General features: G+C 67.7%; 11 protein-coding genes. 4 read left to right on the top strand and 7 right to left on the bottom strand.

What is annotated here, in order from left to right:
- Positions 1-121 precede the first annotated feature (121 nt).
- The 6 genes from NR798_RS32500 to NR798_RS32525 all read right to left on the bottom strand — a co-directional run bounded on the left by NR798_RS32500 (position 122) and on the right by NR798_RS32525 (position 13261).
- Positions 122-3712, bottom strand: a complete 3591-nt coding sequence (locus NR798_RS32500) for a hypothetical protein (RefSeq protein WP_375766409.1) — start codon at positions 3710-3712, stop codon at positions 122-124.
- Entirely contained in the window at positions 3709-4620 is a 912-nt protein-coding gene (locus NR798_RS32505; protein ID WP_375766410.1) for an ABC transporter ATP-binding protein, read from the bottom strand. Before NR798_RS32505 ends, NR798_RS32500 begins: the two co-directional genes overlap by 4 nt.
- 113 nt (positions 4621-4733) lie before the next feature.
- Positions 4734-5663, bottom strand: a complete 930-nt coding sequence (locus NR798_RS32510) for a hypothetical protein (RefSeq protein WP_375766411.1) — start codon at positions 5661-5663, stop codon at positions 4734-4736.
- Positions 5660-6586 (bottom strand): ABC transporter ATP-binding protein, encoded by a 927-nt coding sequence (locus NR798_RS32515; protein ID WP_375766412.1) that lies wholly within the window; start codon positions 6584-6586, stop codon positions 5660-5662. Before NR798_RS32515 ends, NR798_RS32510 begins: the two co-directional genes overlap by 4 nt.
- Positions 6583-6996, bottom strand: a complete 414-nt coding sequence (locus NR798_RS32520) for a GntR family transcriptional regulator (RefSeq protein ID WP_375766413.1) — start codon at positions 6994-6996, stop codon at positions 6583-6585. The genes NR798_RS32515 and NR798_RS32520 overlap by 4 nt, the downstream gene beginning before the upstream one ends.
- Before the next feature lie 622 nt (positions 6997-7618).
- Positions 7619-13261 carry a metallophosphoesterase gene (locus NR798_RS32525; protein WP_375766414.1) on the bottom strand — a complete coding sequence of 1881 codons (5643 nt, stop codon included), beginning with the start codon at positions 13259-13261 and terminating at the stop codon, positions 7619-7621.
- A gap of 1679 nt (positions 13262-14940) precedes the next feature.
- Here NR798_RS32525 and NR798_RS32530 point away from each other — a divergent pair.
- The 4 genes from NR798_RS32530 (at position 14941) to NR798_RS32545 (ending at position 20274) form a co-directional block, all read left to right on the top strand.
- Positions 14941-15720, top strand: coding sequence for a hypothetical protein (locus NR798_RS32530; protein ID WP_375766415.1), 780 nt, complete (start codon positions 14941-14943; stop codon positions 15718-15720).
- Positions 15721-15898: 178 nt separating this feature from the next.
- Positions 15899-17608: a hypothetical protein gene (locus tag NR798_RS32535; protein WP_375766416.1), complete on the top strand. Its 1710-nt coding sequence runs from the start codon at positions 15899-15901 to the stop codon at positions 17606-17608.
- Between the two features lie 185 nt (positions 17609-17793).
- On the top strand, positions 17794-18672 hold the full coding sequence (locus NR798_RS32540) for a hypothetical protein (RefSeq protein ID WP_375766417.1): 879 nt from the start codon (positions 17794-17796) through the stop codon (positions 18670-18672).
- A gap of 81 nt (positions 18673-18753) precedes the next feature.
- Positions 18754-20274 carry a POT family MFS transporter gene (locus tag NR798_RS32545; RefSeq protein WP_375766418.1) on the top strand — a complete coding sequence of 507 codons (1521 nt, stop codon included), beginning with the start codon at positions 18754-18756 and terminating at the stop codon, positions 20272-20274.
- A gap of 210 nt (positions 20275-20484) precedes the next feature.
- Here the strand turns inward: NR798_RS32545 and NR798_RS32550 are convergent, their stop codons facing one another.
- Positions 20485-21885, bottom strand: coding sequence for a peptide MFS transporter (locus tag NR798_RS32550; RefSeq protein ID WP_375766419.1), 1401 nt, complete (start codon positions 21883-21885; stop codon positions 20485-20487).
- Positions 21886-21902 lie beyond the last annotated feature (17 nt).

Raw genomic sequence — 21902 nt, forward strand, 5'->3', positions numbered from 1 at the left:
TCGGAATATCCCACCGTAGAGGGTGGACGGTGGTGCGTCTCGACAAGCGGTCCTTCGCCGCTCGTCGAGGTCGGACAGTCTGTCTTGGGGGGCAACCCTGCGCGGGCCCGGAGGGAGCGGCTCAGTTCCGGCCAATCAAGACCGCATCCTCGGTCTTCGTGTCCACGGTGTTGTCCTCGGGGTTCACGTCGATGAGGAGATGGCGCGGATCGATGCCGGCGCGCGCGGGCCGCTGGGGCACCGTCACGGTGAGGCGTTGCTCTCCCGAGCGCACCCGGGTCATGCGCAGGTGCAGGGGCTCGCCCTGCCCTTCCCCCTCCGCCGCCGCGTAGACGCCGAGCTCGACGGGCTCGTCCATCGGCACCTCGGTGAGGTGGCCCACCTCGTCCACCACCACCTTGCGCGCCACCACGTCGAGGCTCACCCGCCAGGTGCCCCCCTCCGCGGGCTCCACCGTGGCCCGCTTCGTCTTCAGCTCCCAGTAGGTGTTGGCGGCGAAGAGGTCGTGCAGCAGGCCCTGCTGCTCCGGCGGGGTGACGGCCCGCAGCTCGCGGTACAGGTCGAGCGAGGTGGGCAGGGGCGGCTGCCCGGCGCCGTACTTCTCCATCATCGTGCGCAGCGCCCCGTTCACCCGGGCCTCCCCCACGTACTCGCGCAGCGCGAACATGGCGAAGGGGCCCTTGCGGTACGCGTGGAACCACTCCACGGCCTGCAACAGCGGCACGCCAGCGCGCGAGCGGGGCGTGAGGTACTCGATCCGCAGCAGCGCCAGCAGCCGCTCCAGGTGCGCGCGGCCGTAGGTGCGCTCCACCACCCCCAGGGCCGAGTACCAGGACAGGCTCTCGTTGAGCAACGGCGCACCCACCACGGGCGCGGGCTTCAGCTGGTTGCCCCACCACTTGTGCGCCACCTCGTGGGCAACGACCGCGAAGGGGAAGTCCACCTCGCGCGGGTCGGCCTCGGGCTGAAGCTGCGAGAAGCCCTCCCTGTACGAGACGTTCACCGGCGCGGAGTGCAGCCCGATGCCTCCGCCCGCGTGCTCCACGAAGCGCAGCTGGCGGTGCGGGTAGGGGCCGAACTGCTCGGTGAGGAAGTCGAGCGAGGCCTGCATGCCGTGCAGGATGCGCTCCACGTTGCCGGGGTGGCCCGGGTGGTGGAACACCTGCAGGGACACATCCCTCCAGCGCGCCTCGCGCACCGCGTACGCGGCCGAGTAGAGCGCGTAGTCGTGGGAGATGGGCACGTCGGTCACGTAGTGGAAGTAGCGGCGGCCGCCCTCCGTCCACTCGCGGCGCAGGGCCCCGGGGGCCACGGCCACCTGGCCCTCGTCGGTGCCCACCACCGCGTCGAAGGCGATGCGCCCGGCCCCCTGCTCCCGCAGGTCCTCGCTGTCCTCCAGCGTGGGGACGGGGGGCCGCGGCGCGAGGCCGTGGGCGCGGCGCACGCCTGCCTCGTTGAGCTCGCGGCTCTCCTGGTACCCGATGGCCGGCAACCAGCGGCGCGGCAGGACGTAGGTGCCATTGCGCACGACGGACGCGTCGGCCTGGCCGTGGGTGAAGCCCCGGGGCGCGAAGCGCACCTCGAAGCCCAGCTCCAGGGCCTCCCCCGGCTGCAGCGGCGGCTGCAGCGTGTAGACCGAGTGGCCGAGCTCCGCGTCCACGAGTGAGGGCGTGGCGGCCCGGTCGAAGCGCAAGGGGCCCGTCTCCACGTCCTCGGCGAGGCCGACGTGCAGGGTGGCCATGGCCTCACGGCTGCGGTTGACGAGCGTATAGGTGCCGCGCAGCTCCGCCCGGCGGTGCCGCGGGTGCAGCTCCACGTGCAGCTGCACGGAGGTGAGCTGTGGCTGCGGCAGGCGCGCGTACTGGCCGTAGCGCCGCTCGTACTCCGCCCGCGCCTCTTCGACCTGGGCGCGGGTGCGGAACGGGTGGAGGACGTGCGTGTTGTACGCGATGAAGCCGCCCACCCCGAGGACGGCCGCGCCGGCCAGCGCCCCGGTGAGGGCCACGGGCCGCGTGAGCCGGCGGCGCGCGAGCAGGAGCCGCTCGCGCGGGCCCGACACCCGGCCCCGCACCCACAAGAGCCGCGCGGCCACCGCGAGCAGCAGCGCCCACGCGGCCCAGTACGCCTTGAACCAGGCCCAGGCCGTCAGGTGCGGGCCGAAGCCGCTCAGGTCGTTGTACTCCCAGCCAGGGTCGGACCCGTACACCCACAGGGGGTCCTCGAGCCCGAGCGAGGGCCCGAAGAAGCGCAGGCCGTAGACGAGCAGCAGCACCGCGTGGCCGGCGTACTTGTGGTCCACCAGCACGTGCACGCCCAGGCCGAGCAGCGCGAAGAGCAGGTGGTCGGCGAGCTTCAGGCCGAAGAGGACGGACAGGTACACCCGCGGCTCGAAGGCGGTATGACCCAGCCCCACCTGGATGAGCAAGGACGTCGCCGTCAGCGCCGCCTGCAGCAGCACGATCATCAGCACGAGCCCCGCGAGCTTGCCGAGGAAGGGGACCCAGTCTGGCGTGGGCGCGGCGTCCGCCAGCTCGCTCACCCCCGCCTCCCGCTCGCGCCACACCAGGCCCCCGGCGCAGAAGATGACGAGCAGCGGCATCACCATGCCCAGCAGGTCCCCGTTGGCGCTGATGAACTCGGTGAGGAGCCGGGTGGAGGGCGCCTTCGGCACCCCCATGTGCTGCATGATCTCGGGGGCGACGAGCAGCAGGAACAGCGGCATGAGCACGAGCGCGGCGCCGCCCGGGCCGGCAATCAGGGCGCGCAGCGACTGCGCCGCGACCGCCCACACCTGGCGCGTCCGGGCCACGGCACCCGGAGCGGGCCGCACCGGGGGCACGGTGATGGGACCGATGCGGGCCGGCGGCGGCAGGACGGCGGCTGCGCGCCGGCCGCGGCCCGCATCGACGCCCGGGTGGGCGAAGCGGAAGCGCAGGTGGGTGAAGGCGAGCGCCGCCACCGCGAGGGCGAGCCACAGCAGGCGGTTGGCGGCCAGCGCCTCGGCGAGCTCGAGCAGCCCCGTGTTCTTCTCCCCGGGCGTCCAGGACTGCGACAGCTCGTTGACCACGGTGAAGCCGAGGGGGTCCACGAGCTTGCCAGCCCCCCAGTTCCGCAGCGCGCCTGCCACGTAGATGCGCCCCGCGAGGGTGGTGGCGAAGAGCAGCACCGCGACGAGGTAGGCCGTCATCGCGCGCCGGCTCAGCACCGCGAGGCTGAACATCAGCGCGCAGGCGACGAAGGCGTTGGGCAGGGTGATGCAGAGGTAGACGCCGGCGTACGCCGCGGGCCGCAAGGGCCCGAGCAGCTCGGGCTCGGGGCCCGGCGCGTAGGCGGCGAGCAGCAGGCCCAGGGGCACCGCGAGCACCACGAGCGCCGTCAGGGTGAACGCCGCGAGGAAGCGCCCGCCGAGGTAGGCCGTCCTGCCCACCGGCGTGGTGTAGAGGAGCGGATGCATGCGCAGCTGCACGTCGCGCGCGGCCGCGTCGCCGGCGAGGGGTGCTGGGACCAGCAGGCCCATCAAGCTGCCCAGCACGGAGACGACGCCCAGCGCGAAGGGCGAGTTGAAGAGGTAGCCGCCATCACGCGCTTGCTCGATCTGGGCCTCGGTGGCCACCTGGTAGACGAACCCGAGCAGCAGCACGAAGGAGAGCCAGGGCATGACGCGGCGCGCCTGCAGGCCGAGCTCGTAGCGGAAGATTTCGCGCAGCATCATGACGCCACCTCGAGCCGGGGCTGCACGGCGCGGGAGACTCCGTGGCCTCCCATCACGCGGAAGTAGACGTCCTCGAGGCCGGGCTCCGCCGGCTCGAACCCCTCGCCCGGCAGGGCCTCGGCGTACACGCGCACCACGGTGCGCCCGGCCAGCAGCCGGGTGGAGAGGACCGCGTGGGTGCGCTCGAGCGCCTCGAGCTCGCCGCGGGGAACGACCTTGCGCCAGATGCGCCCGCGCAGCGCCTCCACCTCGCGCAGCGGCTCCCCCTCCAGGAGGATGGTGCCGCGGTCGATGATGGCCATGCGGCTGCACAGCTCCGCCACGTCCTCCACGATGTGCGTGGAGAGGAGGACGACGCTGCGCTCGCCCAGGCCGCTCAGCAGGTTCAAGAAGCGCACCCGCTCGGCGGGGTCGAGGCCGGCGGTCGGCTCGTCGACGATGATGAGCCGCGGGTCGCCCAGCAGCGCGACGGCGACGCCGAAGCGCTGCCGCATGCCCCCAGAGAAGCCGCCCAGCTTCTGCTTGCGCACGTCGTGCAGGTTCACCTGATGCAGCAGCGCGTCCACCGTCTCGCGCCGCACCCGCCGGTCGGTGAGGCCCTTGAGCACCGCGAAGTGCTCGAGCAGCCGCTCCGCGCTCTCCCGCGGGTACACGCCGAACTCCTGCGGCAGATAGCCGAGCGACTCGCGCGCCCGCTCCTTGTCCTTCAGCACGTCCACGTCCCCCAGGTGGACGCTGCCGCGGTCGGGCTCCTGCAGCGTGGCCAGCGTGCGCATCAGCGTGGACTTGCCCGCGCCGTTGGGGCCCAGGAGCCCGTACATCCCGGCGGGGATCGTCAGCGACACGTCCTTGAGCGCATGCACGCCGTTGGCGTACGTCTTGGAGAGGTTGCGAATCTGCAGGTCCATGGGAGCACCGGGGGTGAGGGAACAGCGGGCAAGGCGGGGGCGGCGTCGTCCCCGCGAGCGGTGCGGGGACGGAAAGGAACAGGACGGTGCTGCGTCTCAGGGCGCGGCGGGGCTCAGCGGCGCCGCTGCTCCCGGTGGCGGGAGGCGGCGGCCCACAGGAGGGCGAGCGCCGCGCCCGTCCACAGCAGCGTGGCGAGGGCCCAATCCCCGACGTCCGGCAGGCCCCACCAGGCGTTGACGACCTCCCCGCCCGGCAGCCGCACCTCCCCGCTGAGGGACTCGGTGCGCGCGGAGAGGAGCGCGTCCAGCCCGTAGCGGCCCTCGAGGAGCGGGGCGAGGCCGGGGGCGAATTCATCGAAGAACCAGTTCACCCTCAGCAACTGGGCCAGGGTGACGGTGAGGACGACGCCGAAGACGAACCCGACCACCCAGCGCAGCGGGTGGCGCAGGCCCAGCGCCATCGCGCTGCCGAAGAGATAGAGCGCGCTCGAGGAGGTGAAGGACACGAGCCACAGCACCGGCCGGGGCTTCCACTGCACCGTGCGCAGGGTCTCCGCGACTGCGCCTACTCCCGGGACGTCGCGGGTGCTGTCCACCAGGCGCAGCGTCACCTCGCCCAGCACGTTGCCGCCCGTCAGCAGCGTGAGGCCGAGCATCCAGAGGAGGAAGAGCGCGACGGCTGCCATCAGCCACAGCCAGCCCGCGAGCACCTTGGTGAGGGCGTGCTGGCGGCGCTCCACCGGCAGCGTCCAGAAGAAGGCGGGGCCGAAGCGCGGCTCGCCCTTCCAGACGGCCAGGGGCCAGAGCAGCCCCGCGAGGCCCGGCAGGAGGGTGAGCTCGGGGCGGAAGTCGAGCGGCTCGCCCGTCTCCAGCCGGTGGCGCAGGGTGAGGGCGGTGGCCAGCAGGAGCAGCGCGAGCGCGCCGAGGGCGGGCACCCGCAGCGCCAGGCCCACCGCGGACACCTGCTCGCGCAGCACCGCGCCGGCGGCCGGCGTGGCGTGCAGCGCCGGGGCACTCGTCGGAGCACTCGTTGGAGCACTCATTGCGACACCTCCTCGGACAGGAAGGCGAGGGCCGCGTCCTCGAGGCCCAGCGCCGTCACCTCGCGCACGCGGGCGCCCGTGCCCGACAGCCGCGCCACCACCTCGTGCTCCTCGCCCACCAGCGTCCACTGCAGCTCGCGCCCGGTGCCCGCGCGCCGCAGCGCGCCCGCCTGCAGCTCGGGCGGCGCGGCCCAGCGCTCGGGCACCTCCACCCGGTAGCGGCGCACGGTGCGCTGCAGCTCGTGGCGCGGCAGCTGCGCGACGAGCCTGCCGGCACTCAGCACGCCCACGTGGTCGGCGAGGCTCTCCAGCTCGTGCAGGTGGTGGGTGGAGACGACGAGCGTGGTGGGCGAGTCGGCCAGGTGCTCGGCCAGCAGGGCGAGCGTGCGGTTGCGCACCACGGGGTCCAGGCCGTCCGTCGGCTCGTCGAGCAGGAGCAGCGCGGGCCGGTGGGCCAGTGCGAGCACCAACTGCAGCCGCCGCGCCTGGCCCTTCGAGAGGGCGGACACCTTGCGGTGGGGCTCGAGGCCGAGCGCCTGGCCCAGGCGCTCCGCGTACGCGGGCTCCCACGCCGGGTAGTAGGCGGCCACGTGCCGCAGGAGGCGGCCGCACGTCATCCAGCCGTACGCGGGCGTGTGGAGCTCGGGCACGTAGCCCACCTGCGCGCGGACCCGCGGGCCGTGGCTCGCGGTGTCCAGGCCCAGCACCTCGGCGCGCCCTGCGTCCGGGCGCTCCAGGTTCATCAGCACCTTGAACGTGGTGCTCTTGCCCGCACCGTTGGCGCCGACCAGGGCGTACACCGCGCCCTCCGGCACGCGCAGGTCCACACCGGCGAGCGCCGTCTCGCGCCCGTAGCGCTTGGTCAGCCCGTGGGTGGCGACCGCGGGGGCGCTACCTTCCGGCTCGGGGATGGTGCGGCTCATTCCTTCTCTCCCTGCCCTGCGGCGTCACCGGAGGGCTCACCCTCCTCCCGCGCCACCTCGCGGATGCTCTTCACCAGTTCCTCCATGCCCACCCCGTTGCGCCACGCCTCGCGCAGCGCCCGCCGGGCCACCTCGCGCGCCAGCGCGCGGCGCTCCTTGCGGTCGGGCTGCGCGTCCGCGGACACGAAGGTCCCCTGCCCCCGCCGCACGTAGACGACGCCCTGGCGCTCCAGCTCCCCGTAGGCCTGGGACACCGTGCGCGGGTTCACCACCAGCTGCGCGGCCAGGTCCCGCACCGATGGCAGCGGGTCCTCCGGCCGCAAGGTCCCCACCACCAGCGCGCGGCGCACCTCGTCCACGATCTGCAGATAGAGCGGCCGCCCGTCCTTCGGGTCCAGGGTCACCACCATGGCGGCGTCCGTGTAGCGGTGTTGCGCACGACTACAACACTGCACCAGTTCGCGCGCCTCCGCAAGCGGGGGGTGCGTATAGGCGGGAGAGAGGCCATGTTGAGGGTGAGGGCTGGAGCGCAGGGGCCGAGGAGAGCCGCTGACGGGGGCCGCCCGAGCAGTGCGCCAGACTGGTGGAGAAGCCGCGCAGCCCCTTGGGGTACACGCCTGCCCAGGCCACCCTCCCATGAGGTGCGCGGCAGGGCCCTGGCTCTCTTGGCTGGGGCGGCTTGAGCCTCAACACCACGCGCTCTGGGGGGCCCTCGCGCCGGGGCCAGCCTCGCACCTGCCGGGGCCTGGCCCAGGTGCTCCAGCATGGCGCCTCCCCCACCGGGTGCCGTCACGGCCCGCCAAAACTCGTCGCCTACCTCCACCTCTCACGCAAACCAACACGTCCAACGCGACGTGCGTCAATGGTACCTGGGAGTGAGTGAAGGCGTACGCAGCCCCCTGGACCCAGGGCGTGGCAACTCACGCCCTGCGGTGGTCGCGCCGGTACGCGCCGAGAATGCCTCCTCTGTAGGGCTGGCTGAAAGCCAGTGCAAGGGATGAAGTCAGGGTCCCGAGGAGCGCATCACCGGCATCAGGGAGTGTGACTCGTCACTGCGACTCCACGTGGTTTGCGCTCGAGCCTGACTGACTCGGGAACAAAGTCGAACGAAAGACCAAGCAGGGGCGCCAAGGTCACCAAGCGGCGGGCAACGTCCTCCACGGAACGCCCAAGTCGCTCCGCCGCAGTCAGCACGTGCTGAGCTGGCACTGACCCGGACAGCCAAGGCTGATTGCCATCCAGGTCCCGCGAAAGCAATTGGAGGTCGCCCGGCTCTTTTCCTACCTGAACCAGCGCTTCCACTCTAGGCTCCAGTTCCAGGCCCAATACAGGAGCGAAGGCCCGCAGACGGCGTACCGCCTCCTCCACAGTGCGCCCGGATTCCGCCACCGCAGCCAGCACATGCAGAGCGGACACTCGCCCCGACAGCCAGGGGGCACTGCCATCCAGGTCCCGCGAAAGCAACTGGAGGTCACCCGGCTCGAGTCCTATCTGCACCAGCGCTTCCACTTCAGGCTCCAGTTCCAGGCCCCATGCGGGAGCGAGGGTCCTCAGACGGCGGACCACCGCCTCTACAGAGCGCCCAGAGCCCTCTGCCACCGCCAGCACATGCGGAGCAGGCACTCGCCCCAACAACCAAGGCACACGCCCATTTAGGTCCCGAGAGAGCAATTGGAAGTCGCCCGGCTCTAGCCCCACCTGTGCAACCCCTTCCACATCAGGCGCCAACTCCAAGCCCAATACAGGAGCGAAGGTCCTCAGACGGCTGGCCACCTCCTCCACGGAGCGCCTGAGACGATCTGCCGCCATCAGCATGTGCCGGGCAGGCACTTGCCCCGATAGCCAGGGGCCTCGCCCATCCAGGTCCCGTGAGAGCAACTGGAGATCACCCCACTCTCGTCCGACCTGCGCCAGCACTTCCACTCCAGGCTCCAGTTCCAGACCCAACACAGGAGCGAGGGTCCTCAGACGGCTGAGCACTTCCTCCACCGAACGCCCGAGCCGCTCCGCCGCCCAAAGCATATGCCGAGCAGGCACTCTCCCTGACAGCCAGGGAGGACCTCCTTCCAGACTCAGTGAGAGTAACTGGAAGTCGCCTGGCTTCCAGTCCACCCGCACCAACGCGTCCACTCCAGGCTCCAATTCCAGGCCCAATATAGGAGCGAGGATCCTCAAACGGCTAGCAACCTCCTCCACGGAGCGCTTGAGTCGCTCCGCTGCAGCCAGCACGTGCCGGGCAGGCACTTGCCCCGATAGCCAGGGAGCACGGCCCTCCGGCTCCTGTGAGACCAACTGGAGGTCCCCCCACTCATGTCCGACCTGCGCCAGCACCTCCACTCCAGGCTCTAATTCCAAGCCCAACACAGGAGAGAGAACCCTCAGACGGCTGGCCACCTCCTCCACGGAGCGTCCGAATTGCTCTGCAGCCGCCAGTACGTGACGGGCAGGCACTCGACCCGATAGCCAGGGGGCACTGCCATCCAGGCTCTGCGAGAGCAACTGGAGGTCGCCCGACTTCCATTCCACCTGCGCCAGCCCATCCACTCCAGGCTCCAGTTCCAGACCCAACACAGGAGCGACAGCCCGTAGACGGCTGGCCACCTCCTCCACGGAGCGCTTGAGTCGCTCTGCGGCAGCCAGCATGTGCGGCGTGGACACTCTCCCCGACAGCCAAGGGGCAGTGCCATCCAGGTTCCGAGAGAGCAACTGGAGGTCGCCCGGCTTCCAATCCACCTGCGCCAGCGTTTCTGCGCCAAGCTCCAATTGCAAATCAAAGACAGGAGCGAGGGTCCGCAAACGGCTGGCCACCTCATCCAAAGAGCGCTTGCTTCGCTCCGCGGCAGCCAGCACGTGCGGCATGGGCACTCGTCCCGATAGCCAGGGGGACTGGCCATCGAGGTCCCTTGAAACCAAGAGCAAGTCAATCTCCCCAAGCTCAATACCTCCCAACGCACTTGGGTCAATGGATATCGAGTCCGCACAGATCACCCCAATCACCATCAAGCGTTGAGCCACTTCCCTTGGAGGATGTCCAAGTGTCAAGGCTACTCGCAGAGCATCCTGCACGAAGAGCGTTCTTTTCCCCGGCAGTTGGCGCGAATATTTTCCCCCAAGCAGCGTGCTCATTAGCAACATATCGCCCGGCTCAGCGACAACCGAACTCGACCGCTCTAAAATCTCCTTCAGATTGGAGTTCCCCGACATTGACCTCGCAAACGCACGTCTCCAGATTTCCTCAGGAACACCCGCTTGCATCCAAGCATCAAGGCGCCAAGCATCAATCCGTTCACGTATTCTCGAGTCAACAGCCATGGAATCAAGCTCCTCGCCCATCAAGAGCTTGAGGTCACCTGCAAAGCACCCCAACTGATCAACCCTAACCCGCGTATTCCATTCGCTCCTGGCATTCAGCGGCAAGGCCACTTGTCTGTCCCGCAACTCTCGGAAGAGCTTTCGGGCGATGGAGACGTTCTTCTCTTCCAGCTTCCATAAGAACTCAAAGGTCAAGCCAGACCAATCAATCAAGGAACGCCAGCTTGCTTCAAGCTCCCCCGCCGCCCATCGTGGCTTCCATGAAACAATGTGCCTCCTATCGATGGTCAACTCCGGGTACTGCCGGCCGCGCAGGTTGACAATGGCCAACGGATAACGCTCCTCCGTCGCAATGCCATCGGCCAGGATTGGCCCGTCCCCATCAAACCACCAAAGGTTCGGGTTGCTGGTCGAACAAACTGATTTCTCAACTCCAGGCGGAAGAGTAAGCCGGAGGGGCGCCCATCTGCGTTCAGGCCGCCCCTCCTCATGCGCGACGGTCTCGAACTCAGCAACCCAGACCAACCGGGAGAGAACTCCTTGAGCTGAAGGCAGAAAGCTCACATTCGATGTCTTATTCACGACCCGCTTCAGGAAGAGCCGTACGCGCGTTCCCCCCGTAATCAGCGTCTCATCATCTCTTGTCTCCGTCAGATGAAAGAGGCCACTGGCACTGGAAATCCTTGCTGTGATCAGCGGGCCTGGCCGCCCTTGCCGCGGAACTGGGCGGGTAACAATCTCGATTCGCTCGGCAATCATGAAGTAGCTGAGCACACCGATTCCGAACTGGCTGTTCGGATAGAACTCGATCCCTCGCCGCCTCCATTCAGCCATTTCATCCAGAAACTCAGGCGCATCCACGAAGCGCCGTCCAGCCATTGCGAAGAGCTGCTCCAGATCATGCACGCTCATTCCAACGCCGTTGTCTTCGCATTCAATATATGGCTGCTCACCCGAACTGATCTGCCGGAAGGAGATGCGCCCGTCGTATGCCGTCCCTTGATATTGCTGACGCGCACGCTTGCGGCGACACGCATCCAAGGCATTCTGATACAGCTCACGGATCGCCAGGACCGGGTCCGTATAAAGCTGCTGACCCATGAGCAGATCCCGAATCCGGTTGTGCTCAAGGCGGAAACGGATGTGTGGCATCTGGTAACAGGGACGCCGCGCCTGATCAGCCGCAGGTTTGACACCTGCGTCCGAGAAGCGTGCTGGCAGCCGACGAAGGAGCGCAAGTGTCGCCTCGGTGCCAGATGAATGCTGCTTCTGGTGAATCCGCTGCAGTGCCTCATCAGCGCGGGCAACAAGTTCCCTGAGTACAAAGTCCACGACCGGGTGCTGACAAATGTACTCCAGGGCGTCGTCGTCCTCGCGGATCGACCAGCGCGCCTCCTGGAGCGCGGTTCGCAGGGCTCCCAGTTGGAAGCCGTCTCCAAGCCCGATGTGCTCGACGGCGGCCTCATCCACCCTGCGGATGTCGAGTGCCGCCTGGCCTGCAGCGCTCAGAAGCCGTGCCAGCGCGGGCAAGCGCAACTTCACTCCGCCAAAATGCACCTCCTCCTTCAACCCCTGCCGTTCTTCCAGAACCTCAGGATTGACTCCGACACACCTGGCCAAATTCGTCAGTCGCTGCCAGTTGAGCCATTCGACATCCCGGCGGCGGACCTGCTCTTCGAGCCTGTCAGCCAGTCGCACCGCTTCGAGCACTTCGGGTGAAGGCACCCATAGTTCTGGAGCCCGTTCCACCGCACGCTGCATCATCCAAAGAGCGACTGCTCGCCTATCATTGCTGCCCAGCTCATCCGCGCGATGTATCAATTCCCGTCGAGATCGGTGGATCTGCTCCAACAGGAGACGAGGAGGCATCGTACTAGCCGTATCCTCAAATTGCTCTGGCTCCCCCCTCACCAGCCACTGGCTTCCAGCAGCGCGCACGGCCTCACGGATAAAGGGAGCAACCAGGAGGAGGAGAACTTCCTCGGCTTCGAGGTTCCCTGGTTTGGTTCCAATGAAGCGCTCCAACCGCCTCACGACCCTGCTCGGATATTGCCGATCCCTCCAGGGGTCTTCGGGAACTATCGCATCCGTCGCGTCCCAGACTCGTTCGCACTCCTGCACCATCTCCACAGCCAGCGTCTTGAGCGCTCCGCTCTCCCCCCCCCTGGTGTCGGTGTCCACCGACTTCCACAAAGAACTCTCGCTGACAACTTGGCTCCATTCCCCCTCATGGGGTGCCGCATGTATCGGAGCGGGAGGAGTCGTCTCCTTGCCCGAAGACATGCGCGCTCTCCGCCCGCCAATCTCCATGGGCGGCGTGGAAAGGAAATCCCCTGACAGCTCGAAGGAGGGATCTGAAGCCAATCGGAAGGTGCCGTTCTGGGTCCCCACCACCAACCGAGGCCAGTGTTGGACGCACCAACGACCGGCTGGTTTCTGCTCCAGGCGCCCCGCCGAGTACCCATACCGCCTATCCAGTCGGCCTTCGATCTTGTCCAGGCCGAAGAGCGAGGTTCCCTGCCACAGGTTCCGCTCATCGCCGAAGCCCATACTGCGCCGCTCCGCACGGGCGACGTGCAGATGGCCGCAGAGATGCGCGATGAACCGATGGGGCGGATAGATATCCTGTTGGTAATGCATCCGCGCCTCGGCGGTAAGCCAGCTCGGCGGATGATGGCTGAAGAGGAATGCGGGATCCCCCTCGCCGAGGAAACGCTCCAGTGAGCCACCACAGGCCGCATCGAGCTGTTTGATGTGGATCCGAAGTTTTTCCTCCACTTTGTCCTTCAAATCCATGAACGCGGTGTTGAGCCCCACGAATCTCCAACACACCCCCTCCTTGTGCAGGGTGAAGGAGAGATCGCCAGGCAGGAATCCTTCATTCAACTCCTGCCTGGGCCGGTAGGGACAGCTCTTCCACCAAGCCGCATACGCCGCGAACCGAGCTTCGACCTGTTTGACCCATCCGGGGTCCTGATTGAACAGCAGCTCGGTGGGGTGCTTCTTTCCTCGGTGAGCTTGGAGCAAATCGAGGACACGCGCCCGATTTGTCGGGCGCTCTAGATCATGGTTGCCAGGGACCGCGAGTAACACCGGAGGCGCTGCACCGGGCCATGGATCGCATAGCGCGCCCCAGATTTCGTCGAGTTCCTTCGCCAGCGCCTTGTACTCCTTGCGCTGCCCACTGAAGGCAAAGTCCCCCGTGAAGAAGACGACGTCCCAGGGTCCGTGGCCTGCCTCCGCCTGCTTGCGGCTCAGCTCTTCAAGGTCCTTCAGCAGGAGCTTCTTGACTGCTTCCCAGGCCCACGCCTCACGACTGCCAACGTGCCGATCCGTGAAGTGCAGCCAGTTCAGCGCGGCCATGCCTCTGCCTCCTCACTCGAGTGTAAACCCCAGGGAGCGGAGCATACAGGGAGCCTGCACGACACCCCAGTGAAGAGCCATTGCCCCCCCGAGAGAGGACCCGGGTGAGGGCTTAGGAGATCCCCCGTCCATGGAGCCCCCATCTTCATCCCCGAGCAACTCGACGAACTCCAGGCCGACTACCTCCCGATCTACATCCGATTCGTCTACCTGGGCGTGCTGGCGCTCATCCTGGACGTGCTGTTCCGGCCTTTCTACCGGTCCCTGGCCGCGGCGGCGGGCCCGATAATCGGTGGATAGATGGTGGTCCGCCTGGGCTGGCGTATAGGCGGGAGAGAGGCCATGTGGAGGGTGAGGGCTGGAGCGCAGGGGCCGAGGAGGGCCGCTGACGGGGGCCGCCCGAGCAGTGCGCCAGGCGGGTGGACAAGCCGCGCAGCCCCTTGGGGTACACGCCTGCCCAGGCCGACCTCCCATGAGGTGCGCGGCAGGGGGCTTGGCTCTCTTGGCTGGGGCGGCTTGAGCCTCAACACCACGCACTCTGGGGGCCCTCGCGCCGGGGCCAGCCTCGCACCTGCCGTGGCCTGGCCCAGGTGCTCCACAATGGCGCCTCCCCCACCGGGTGGCCGGCACGGCCCGCTAAAACTCGTCGCCTGCCTCCACCTCTCACGCAGGCCAACACGTCCAAGTCCAACGTCCTGCTGAGTAGCTCGGCTTGGTCCCATCGCGGCGTCCTCTCCTTCAGCGGCTCCTTGCTGGCCGCTGCCTGGGGCGCTTCGTTCACCTCCTCCGCACCTGCTTGGGGGAGCGGTGTGGAGGCAGGATCCAGGGCCTCTGGGCAGCAGCATTCGTCGAAGCTCCAGAAAGGTGGGTACCAGTGACGACCCTCCCCAGGCCCAGTGACGCCCAGATCGAGCAGTTCATCCAAGATGGATTCGCCCGGATCGACGAGGCGTTCCCTCGCGAGCTCGCGGAGGAAGGTCTCGCCATCCTTTGGAGAGATACCGGCTGAGATCCCAGCCCAAATCGGGAGGGGGCGTTGGGCTCCCCGGTTCAGCCTTGGCACCTTCCTGGTGCGGTTCCCAAGCCCCGAGGATCCAGGCGACGCGGGCTTGCATGTGGATGCGAGCTATCCGGGGGAGGATCCCACCGACTTCTTCTCCTATCGCATCAGCGTCCATTCAAGAGAGAGCGCGCTCCTGATGCTCTTCCTGTTCTCGGACGTGGGTGAACACGATGCGCCCACCCGCATCCGGAGCGGATCCCATCTCGACGTGGCGCGGCTTCTGGAACCCGCGGGCGAAGCAGGCCTGTCATTCATGGAGCTGGCTGGCAAGCTGGACATGACGGCCAGGCGGCCCGAGGCCTTGGCGACTGGAGAAATCAGCGCAGCCCCACCACGGCACAAAGCCTCGTTTCATGGCACAACCGCCGCTGCACTTGGCGGAGCCTTTCCGGCTCGAGCGCGAGGACAGCGGCTATTCGCCGGTCGAAACCGCCATCAAGCAGGGGCTGCGGGGGCGTTCCTGAGGCGGAACTCGAGGTGGGCCCGGCCTCGCGAGAGTACACCTGTGGGTAGGCCCCCACCTGATGCACCGAGCACCTCCTGGAAGCCGGGCCCGCTCCATGCGAACAAGAGCCCCCGGTCACTAGGAGTCGGGGATGCCGACGAGGAGGCACGTGTGGACGAGAAGAAGAAGTCCGAGGCGAGCGGGGAGGAACCGGAGCGGTTGGGGCCGTACCTGATTCAGGAGCAGGTGCAGCAGTCCGACGACAGCCAGGAGGAACTCTATCTGGCCACGCACGAGACGAGCGGGGCCACGGCCCTGGTGCGCAAGCACTCCGCCGAGGAGGGCGCGGCACCGCGCAAGGACTGGCGGGTGCGCCTCGGCTCCTGGGCCTCACGGGGCTACTCCGCCATGGAAGTGGAGCACACCGGCTGGGCCAGGGCCCAGGACAGGCAGTCAGCGGAGTCGCTGCTGCTCACGTTGGAGGGGGCGCTCGAGGAAGTGCGGCGCATGGCTCGCGTTTTCGCCGACCCCCACGAGCCTCGCCTCCAGTGGCGCCTGGGGTGGGGCGTGCTGAGTGCCGCCACGGTGTGCGCCCTGCTCTTCGCGCTGGTGCGTCTGGCCCCCGTGTCCCAACCCCCGAGCGCCCCGCCAGCGCCCCTGGGCGACGAGGATCCCACGGCAGCAGAGGTGCCAACCCCCTCCATCGATAGGTTGCTCGCGGACACCACCCTCGATGAGCCATTCGTGCTCGCCCGGCCTCTGCCGAAAGAGCCCTACAAAGGGCAGAAGCGCCCTCCGTGCACCCGCTACACCGAGGTGGAGCTCGTCGGCGCGTGCTGGATGCCTCACGAGCTGAAGGCTCCGTGCCCGGATTCCCTCCACGAGCACCAGGGCAAGTGCTACGTGCCCGCCTTCAGCGCGAAGCCACCGCCCTCATCGCTCGGGCATTGAGTGGCGTGGGAGGCGGCCAGATAAGTGCCTGGGAGTGAATTCCGCGCGCGTCCGCAACGTCACGGTCCGTATGCGTCATACAATTCTCAGCGTGCGAACGTGCATCGCTGCTCTCGTCCTTCTCTGGTCACAGCTCGCGGTTGCCGGCGGACTCCGATTCGCCGCCGAGTTTCCGGAGATGCCGAACGCCAACGCGAGGAAGCTGAGCGCGCAGCGTTTCGTCCTCGTCAGCGTCGAGTGGCGCCCTGACACCGGCAAGACGAGGATGCCGTACTACCAGTTCTTCGACTTCCAGGAGCGCAAGGCCGTCGAGGTGCCGCTGCCGTTGCACGAGTTCCCCCAGGCGCACCTCCAGGTGCTCGGGACACGGACCTCCCCGATGGCACGCGTCGTCCACTTCGACGGGCAGGTCTTCTCGCTCACCCTCAACGCATCGAAGAACCACGAAGCGATCGCGACCTACTTCTGCCAGTACGACACACGCACGAACCGGTTCTCCGAGCTCGTGTTCCTCAGCCCGTGGGACGACACGCGCCACATCGAAGACATCGGCTTCGATTCCACCGACGAGTACTTCTACTTCGCGATCGGCGCGAATCCGGCCGGCAACGTGAGCAAGACCGGCTACACCTCGCTCGAGCTGAGCCGCGTCCATCTGCGAACTCGCGAGATCGACTGGACGATGAAGGTCGACCTGCCGAAGCGCGCCAGGCCGCTCAAGCTGAACTCGGGCCCGCAGCTCTTCAGCCGTGACGGCACGAAGCTCGCGCTCGTCGAGTACAACGACGTCGGCATTCAGCGCGACGACAAGCCGAACCCTCCGGCGCAGGTGCTGGTCGTCGACATCCCTTCGAAGACGGTGGACGCGTATCCCTCGTTGCTCACCGCGTACGGCCAGGTGTTCTCGCCGGACAACCGCTACCTCATCCTCGGCTCGAATGAGCTCGGGCAGATGATCCGGATCGATCTCGAGAAGAAGAAGATCGATCTCAAGGGGCCGGGCCACAAGAGGGTCGACGTCTACATCCCCACGCCCTCCGGGAAGAGCTTCCTCGTGTTCTCGAACACGAAGCTCACCTCGCCCAAGACCGTCGAAGTGCGACGCGTCTCCGACTTGAAGCTCCAGACCTCGATTCCGGTGCGGATGGTCTTTCCCGGAGCGGATGCAGTCGTGTCGTCCGCCATCTTCTCCGGGCTCGACGGGCGGATGTTGCTGATTCCGTACGTCGACAAGAAGGGTTGGCCAGACCGCAAGGGGTGGCGGCTCTACGAGGTTCCGGACGACGTGACGTCGCCGGAAGTCGACGGAGGCTCGGGCGGCGACATGAAGGTCGCGCAGGGCGTGGTCCTCGGGAAGCAGTACGCCGACGCGAACCACCTCCTCTACGAAGACCGGAAAGAGGATCCGAACGCGAGCTTCTCGCAGTTCGTCGTCAACAAGACCGGCGACATCTTCCTCATCGGCACGCTGAGCGAGAACTCGGACGATGACTACAAGGTCGGCCGCACGCGTCCCGTCGTCGCGAAACTCGGTCCGGACGGCAAGCCGAAGTGGCAGCGCATCCTCGTGAAGAAGGGCTTCCTCGACTACGAAGGCGGCCAGGTCGCGGCATTGCCCGACGGCGGCTGCGTGGCGGACGTCGTCTCGTACGTCCACCCGGGCAGTCACCCGGTCACACGCGTGGTGAGACTCGACGCCCAGGGCAAGGTCCTCTGGGACTACCACTTCCGCGGCGGCCGCCCGCGCATCGGCGATCGTTACGAACTCCTGCCTGATCTCTCCATCTCGATCACCGGCCGCTTGTACGAGGACGGGGAGAAGTACCGCCCCTGGAAGGCCGTCCTCGACAAGAACGGCAAAGTGCTCTCCGACGAAGTCGCGCCCTAGTCAGGGGCCGTCGAGGTGACCAGGCCGCGCAAGGAGAAGCGCACCCCATACTCATCCGTGGGCGTGTCGAGCGGGTTGGCTGCGTGCGGGACGCTCCGGGAGTATCCTGTCCCGGCGCGTGTTGCGCTGCGCGCAAGGGCAACCGGACCTCGCCTTCTCACCGCCGGTTGCACGGGAGTAGGACCATGTGGAAACAAGGCTTCGCCGTGCTGGCCGTGCTCCTGATGGGACTCGGCTCCGGAAGTGCCGAGGCGCGCTTCGGCAAGCGTCCACCCTCCTCGTCGTCCCCCTCGTCCCCGAGCCCCTCGACTCCGGGCGGTGGCAGCGGCGGCTGGGGCAGACCCCGTTACAACCCCTATTATGGGTATGGGTACGACGGGTTCTACGGAAACCCCTGGGTCCGCTACTACTACGATCCCGCCTGGGCCTGGCCGTACATGGGACCGGGCCGTCCGTACATCTACGGCAGGTACTACGACCTGGCGTGGCGCCGCCGGATGATGCCTCCCCCGAGCACCACGGCGCCTGAAGGGCCCACGAAGCCCACCCGGGTGGACCTCACGGCGGACGCGGGCTTCGTCTCCAAGGGCTACGCGATGGGGCTGGGGCTGCAGGTGGATGGAGAGCAGCTCACCTTCGGCTCGCGGCTCAACGTCTTCAACCTGGCCACGGATGATGGCTCGCCGGGCCGGGACACCGTCTCGCTGCTGTCGCTCAAGCCGGGCGTGGTGCTGGTGTCGCGCGACGACCTGCGCGTGCGCCTGATGGCCGGACTGGACCTGGCCTTCGCCCCGGACGTCATCTTCATCGGACCGGGGCTGGGCGCGAGCACGCTGATGCGCGTGATGGGTCCGCTCGCGCTGGAGGCGAGCGCCCACTGGACGCCCCTGCCCTTCACCCAGCTGAGCGCGGAGGCCGGACTGGCGCTGAAGCTCGGCCCGGTGCGGATGCGGGGCGGCTACCGCGCCACCTACCTGGACGATCAGGGCCGCCTGGACCCCTACGGCGTGCCCACCCGCGACCTCTTCACGGGCCCCTACGTCGGCGTGGCGTTGATGCAGTGAGCCGCCCGTGGGTTGTGCTCGGGGCCACCCCTGGGGTAGGCAAGCCGGTTGGAACCCCAACCGACGAGGATGTCCCCGTCCATGGCCAGCACGCCCACCGCCCCCACGCGCGAACGGTACCCGCCGCAAATCAGTTACATCATCGGCAACGAGGCCTGTGAGCGCTTCAGCTTCTACGGGATGCGGAACATCCTCACGGTGTTCCTCATCCAGTACCTGCTGGTGAATCACGTCCCGGACGAGGCCGCGCGGCAGACGGCGGCCAAGGCCGTGTTCCACGACTTCGTCTCGCTCGTCTACTTCTTCCCGCTGCTGGGCGGCATCATCGCGGACCGCTTCTTCGGCAAGTACCGCACCATCCTCTGGCTGTCGCTGCTGTACTGCGTGGGCCACCTGCTGCTGGCCGTCTACGACGACAACCGCCAGGGCTTCTACGCGGGCCTCTTCCTCATCGCCCTGGGCTCCGGCGGCATCAAGCCGTGCGTCTCCTCCTTCGTGGGGGACCAGTTCACCGAGCAGAACAAGGGCCTGGTCAAGGGCGTGTTCGCGCTCTTCTACTGGATCATCAACTTCGGCTCGTTCTTCGCCTCGCTGTTCATCCCGCTCACCCTGCGCACGTATGGACCGGCGGTGGCCTTCGGCATCCCGGGCGTGCTGATGTTCGTCGCCACCGTCATCTTCTGGGTGGGCCGGCACCACTACACGAACGTGCCGCCCACCCGGTGTGACCGCGAGGGCTTCACCGGCAAGCTGCTCTGGGGCGTCTTCGGCCCCCGCCACGGCTTCCTCTGGGTGGTGAGCGCCGCGCTCTTCCCCAAGCAGAAGGTGCCCGGCGCGACGTCCTGGTTGGATCACGCCGCCTCGGCCGGCCACCCGCCCGAGGCGATCGAGAGCGCCAGGGCCGTGTTCCGCGTCATGGGCATCTTCGCGATGATCCCCGTCTTCTGGGCGCTCTTCGATCAGAAGGCCTCCACCTGGGTCATCCAGGCCACGAAGATGGACCTGATGGTGGGCGGCTTCGAGCTGGCGCCCTCGCAGCTCCAGGCTCTCAACCCCATCATGGTGATGCTGCTCATCCCCCTGAACAACTTCGTCCTGTTCCCCCTGCTCGAGCGCCGGGGCATCCAGGTCACCCCGCTGCGCCGCATGGCCACGGGCATGTTCATCACCGGCTTCTCCTACGTGCTGGTGGCGCTCATCCAGCTGCGCCTGGATGGAGGCGCCAAGCCCTCCGTCCTCTGGCAGGCGGGCCCCTACCTCGTGCTCACCCTGGGCGAGGTGCTCGTGTCCGCCACCGGCCTCGAGTTCGCCTACAGCCAGGCCCCCCGCCAGGCCAAGGGCACCATCATGAGCCTGTGGAACTTCACGGTGACGGTGGGCAACCAGCTCGTCTCGCTGGTGGCCCGGCTCAACGTCTTCGAGGGCATGGCCGCCACGCTCTTCTTCTACGCGGCCCTCGTCTTCGCCGCGGCGGTCGTCTTCGCGCTCATCGCCTCGCGCTACAAGGTCCGCGACTACTACATGCCCGCCACGCCCGCGCCCGCCGCCGCCGGCGAGCACGCCATTCCTCCCGTCTCCGAGCTGGGCAAGAAGGCGCTGTAGGCACCGCGGGGCCACGGAGGGGAACCCGGGGCCTCGATACCCTCACCCCGTCCCTCTCCCGAAGGGAGAGGGGTGGACCGACGGTGGGGAGTGGGACAGCAGGGCAGGCAAAAACAAAGGGCCCCGGGCGGCATCGCTCGGGGCCCTTCTGTTTGGGGCGGGAAGACCCTCACCCCTGCCCTCTCCCAGAGAGAGAGGGAGCTGCCTGGCTCAGGCCACCTGCGTCTTGGGGGCCGACTCCACGTCCAGCTTCACCTGCTCCACCGGCTTCGTCTCGTCCGCGCCGTGCATCATCCGCTTGAGCATCGGCGCCAGGGCCAGCAGCACCGCGCCCGCCGCCGCCGTGGCGATGGTGATGGCCAGGAAGAGGTCGAACTCGCCCAGCTTCTCCGCGTAACCGCCGATGACGCCCGCCAGGTAGTTGGCCACCGCGTTGGCGATGAACCACACCCCCATCAGCAGCGAGGCGAACCGCGTCGGCGCCAGCTTCGTCACCATCGACAGGCCCACCGGCGACAGGCACAGCTCACCCGCCGTGTGGAAGAAGTAGGCCGCCACCACCCACATCAGCGCCGCCTTGCCCGCCGCCTCGCTCTGCTTGGACGCGCCCAGCATGAACACGAAGCCGAACGAGAGCAGCAACAGGCCCATCGCCATCTTCGCCGGAATGGACGGATCCTTGCCCTTGCGGCCCAGCCCCGTCCACACCTCCGCGAAGATGGGGCCCAGCAGCATGATGAAGAGCGGGTTCACGGCCTGGAACCACGTGGTGGGCACCTCCCAGCCGAACACGCCCCGGTCCACCTTGGCGTCCGTGTAGAGGTTCATCAGACCACCGGCCTGCTCGAAGGCCGCCCAGAAGAACACCACGAAGAGCGCCAGCACGAGGATGACCACGATGCGGTCCCACTCCTGACGCGTGAGCGCCACCCGCGGCGCGGCCGGGGAGGAAGCGCTCGCCTTGCTCTTCACATGCGTCGGCGACTTGCCCACGTTGCCCAGGAACTTGTTGCCCAAGGCCAGGAAGACGATCACGCCCAGCGCCATGCCCACGCCCGCCGAGCCGAAGCCGTACATCCAGCCGTACTTCTCGCCCAGCGTGCCGCACACCGCCGAGGCCATGAACGCGCCCACGTTGATGCCGATATAGAAGATGGTGAAGGCACCATCCCGGCGCGGATCTCCCGGCTCGTACAGCCCACCCACCATCGTGGAGATGTTCGGCTTGAAGAAGCCGTTGCCCACCACCAGCAGGCCCAGGCCCGTGTAGAAGAGCGCCTCCGAGTTGCCGGGCATCGCCAGGACGAACTGGCCCAGCATCATCAGGATGCCGCCGAGCGTCACCGACAGCCGCTGCCCCAGGAACCGGTCCGCGAGGTACCCGCCAATCACCGGGGTGGCGTACACCAGGCCCGTGTAGAGGCCGTAGAGCTGCAGCGCCTTGGCCTGGCTCCAGCCAAAGCCGCCCTTGTCGGTGGCCCCCACCATGTAGAGCACCAGCAGGGCGCGCATGCCGTAATAGCTCATGCGCTCCCACATCTCGGTGGTGAACAGCAGATAAAGGCCCTTGGGGTGACCCTTGGTCGGGGCCGCGGCCGGACTCTGTGCCATGCGAAGGTTTCCTCGCG

The organism is Archangium gephyra, from assembly GCF_042230915.1.
GTDB lineage: Bacteria > Myxococcota > Myxococcia > Myxococcales > Myxococcaceae > Archangium > Archangium gephyra_B.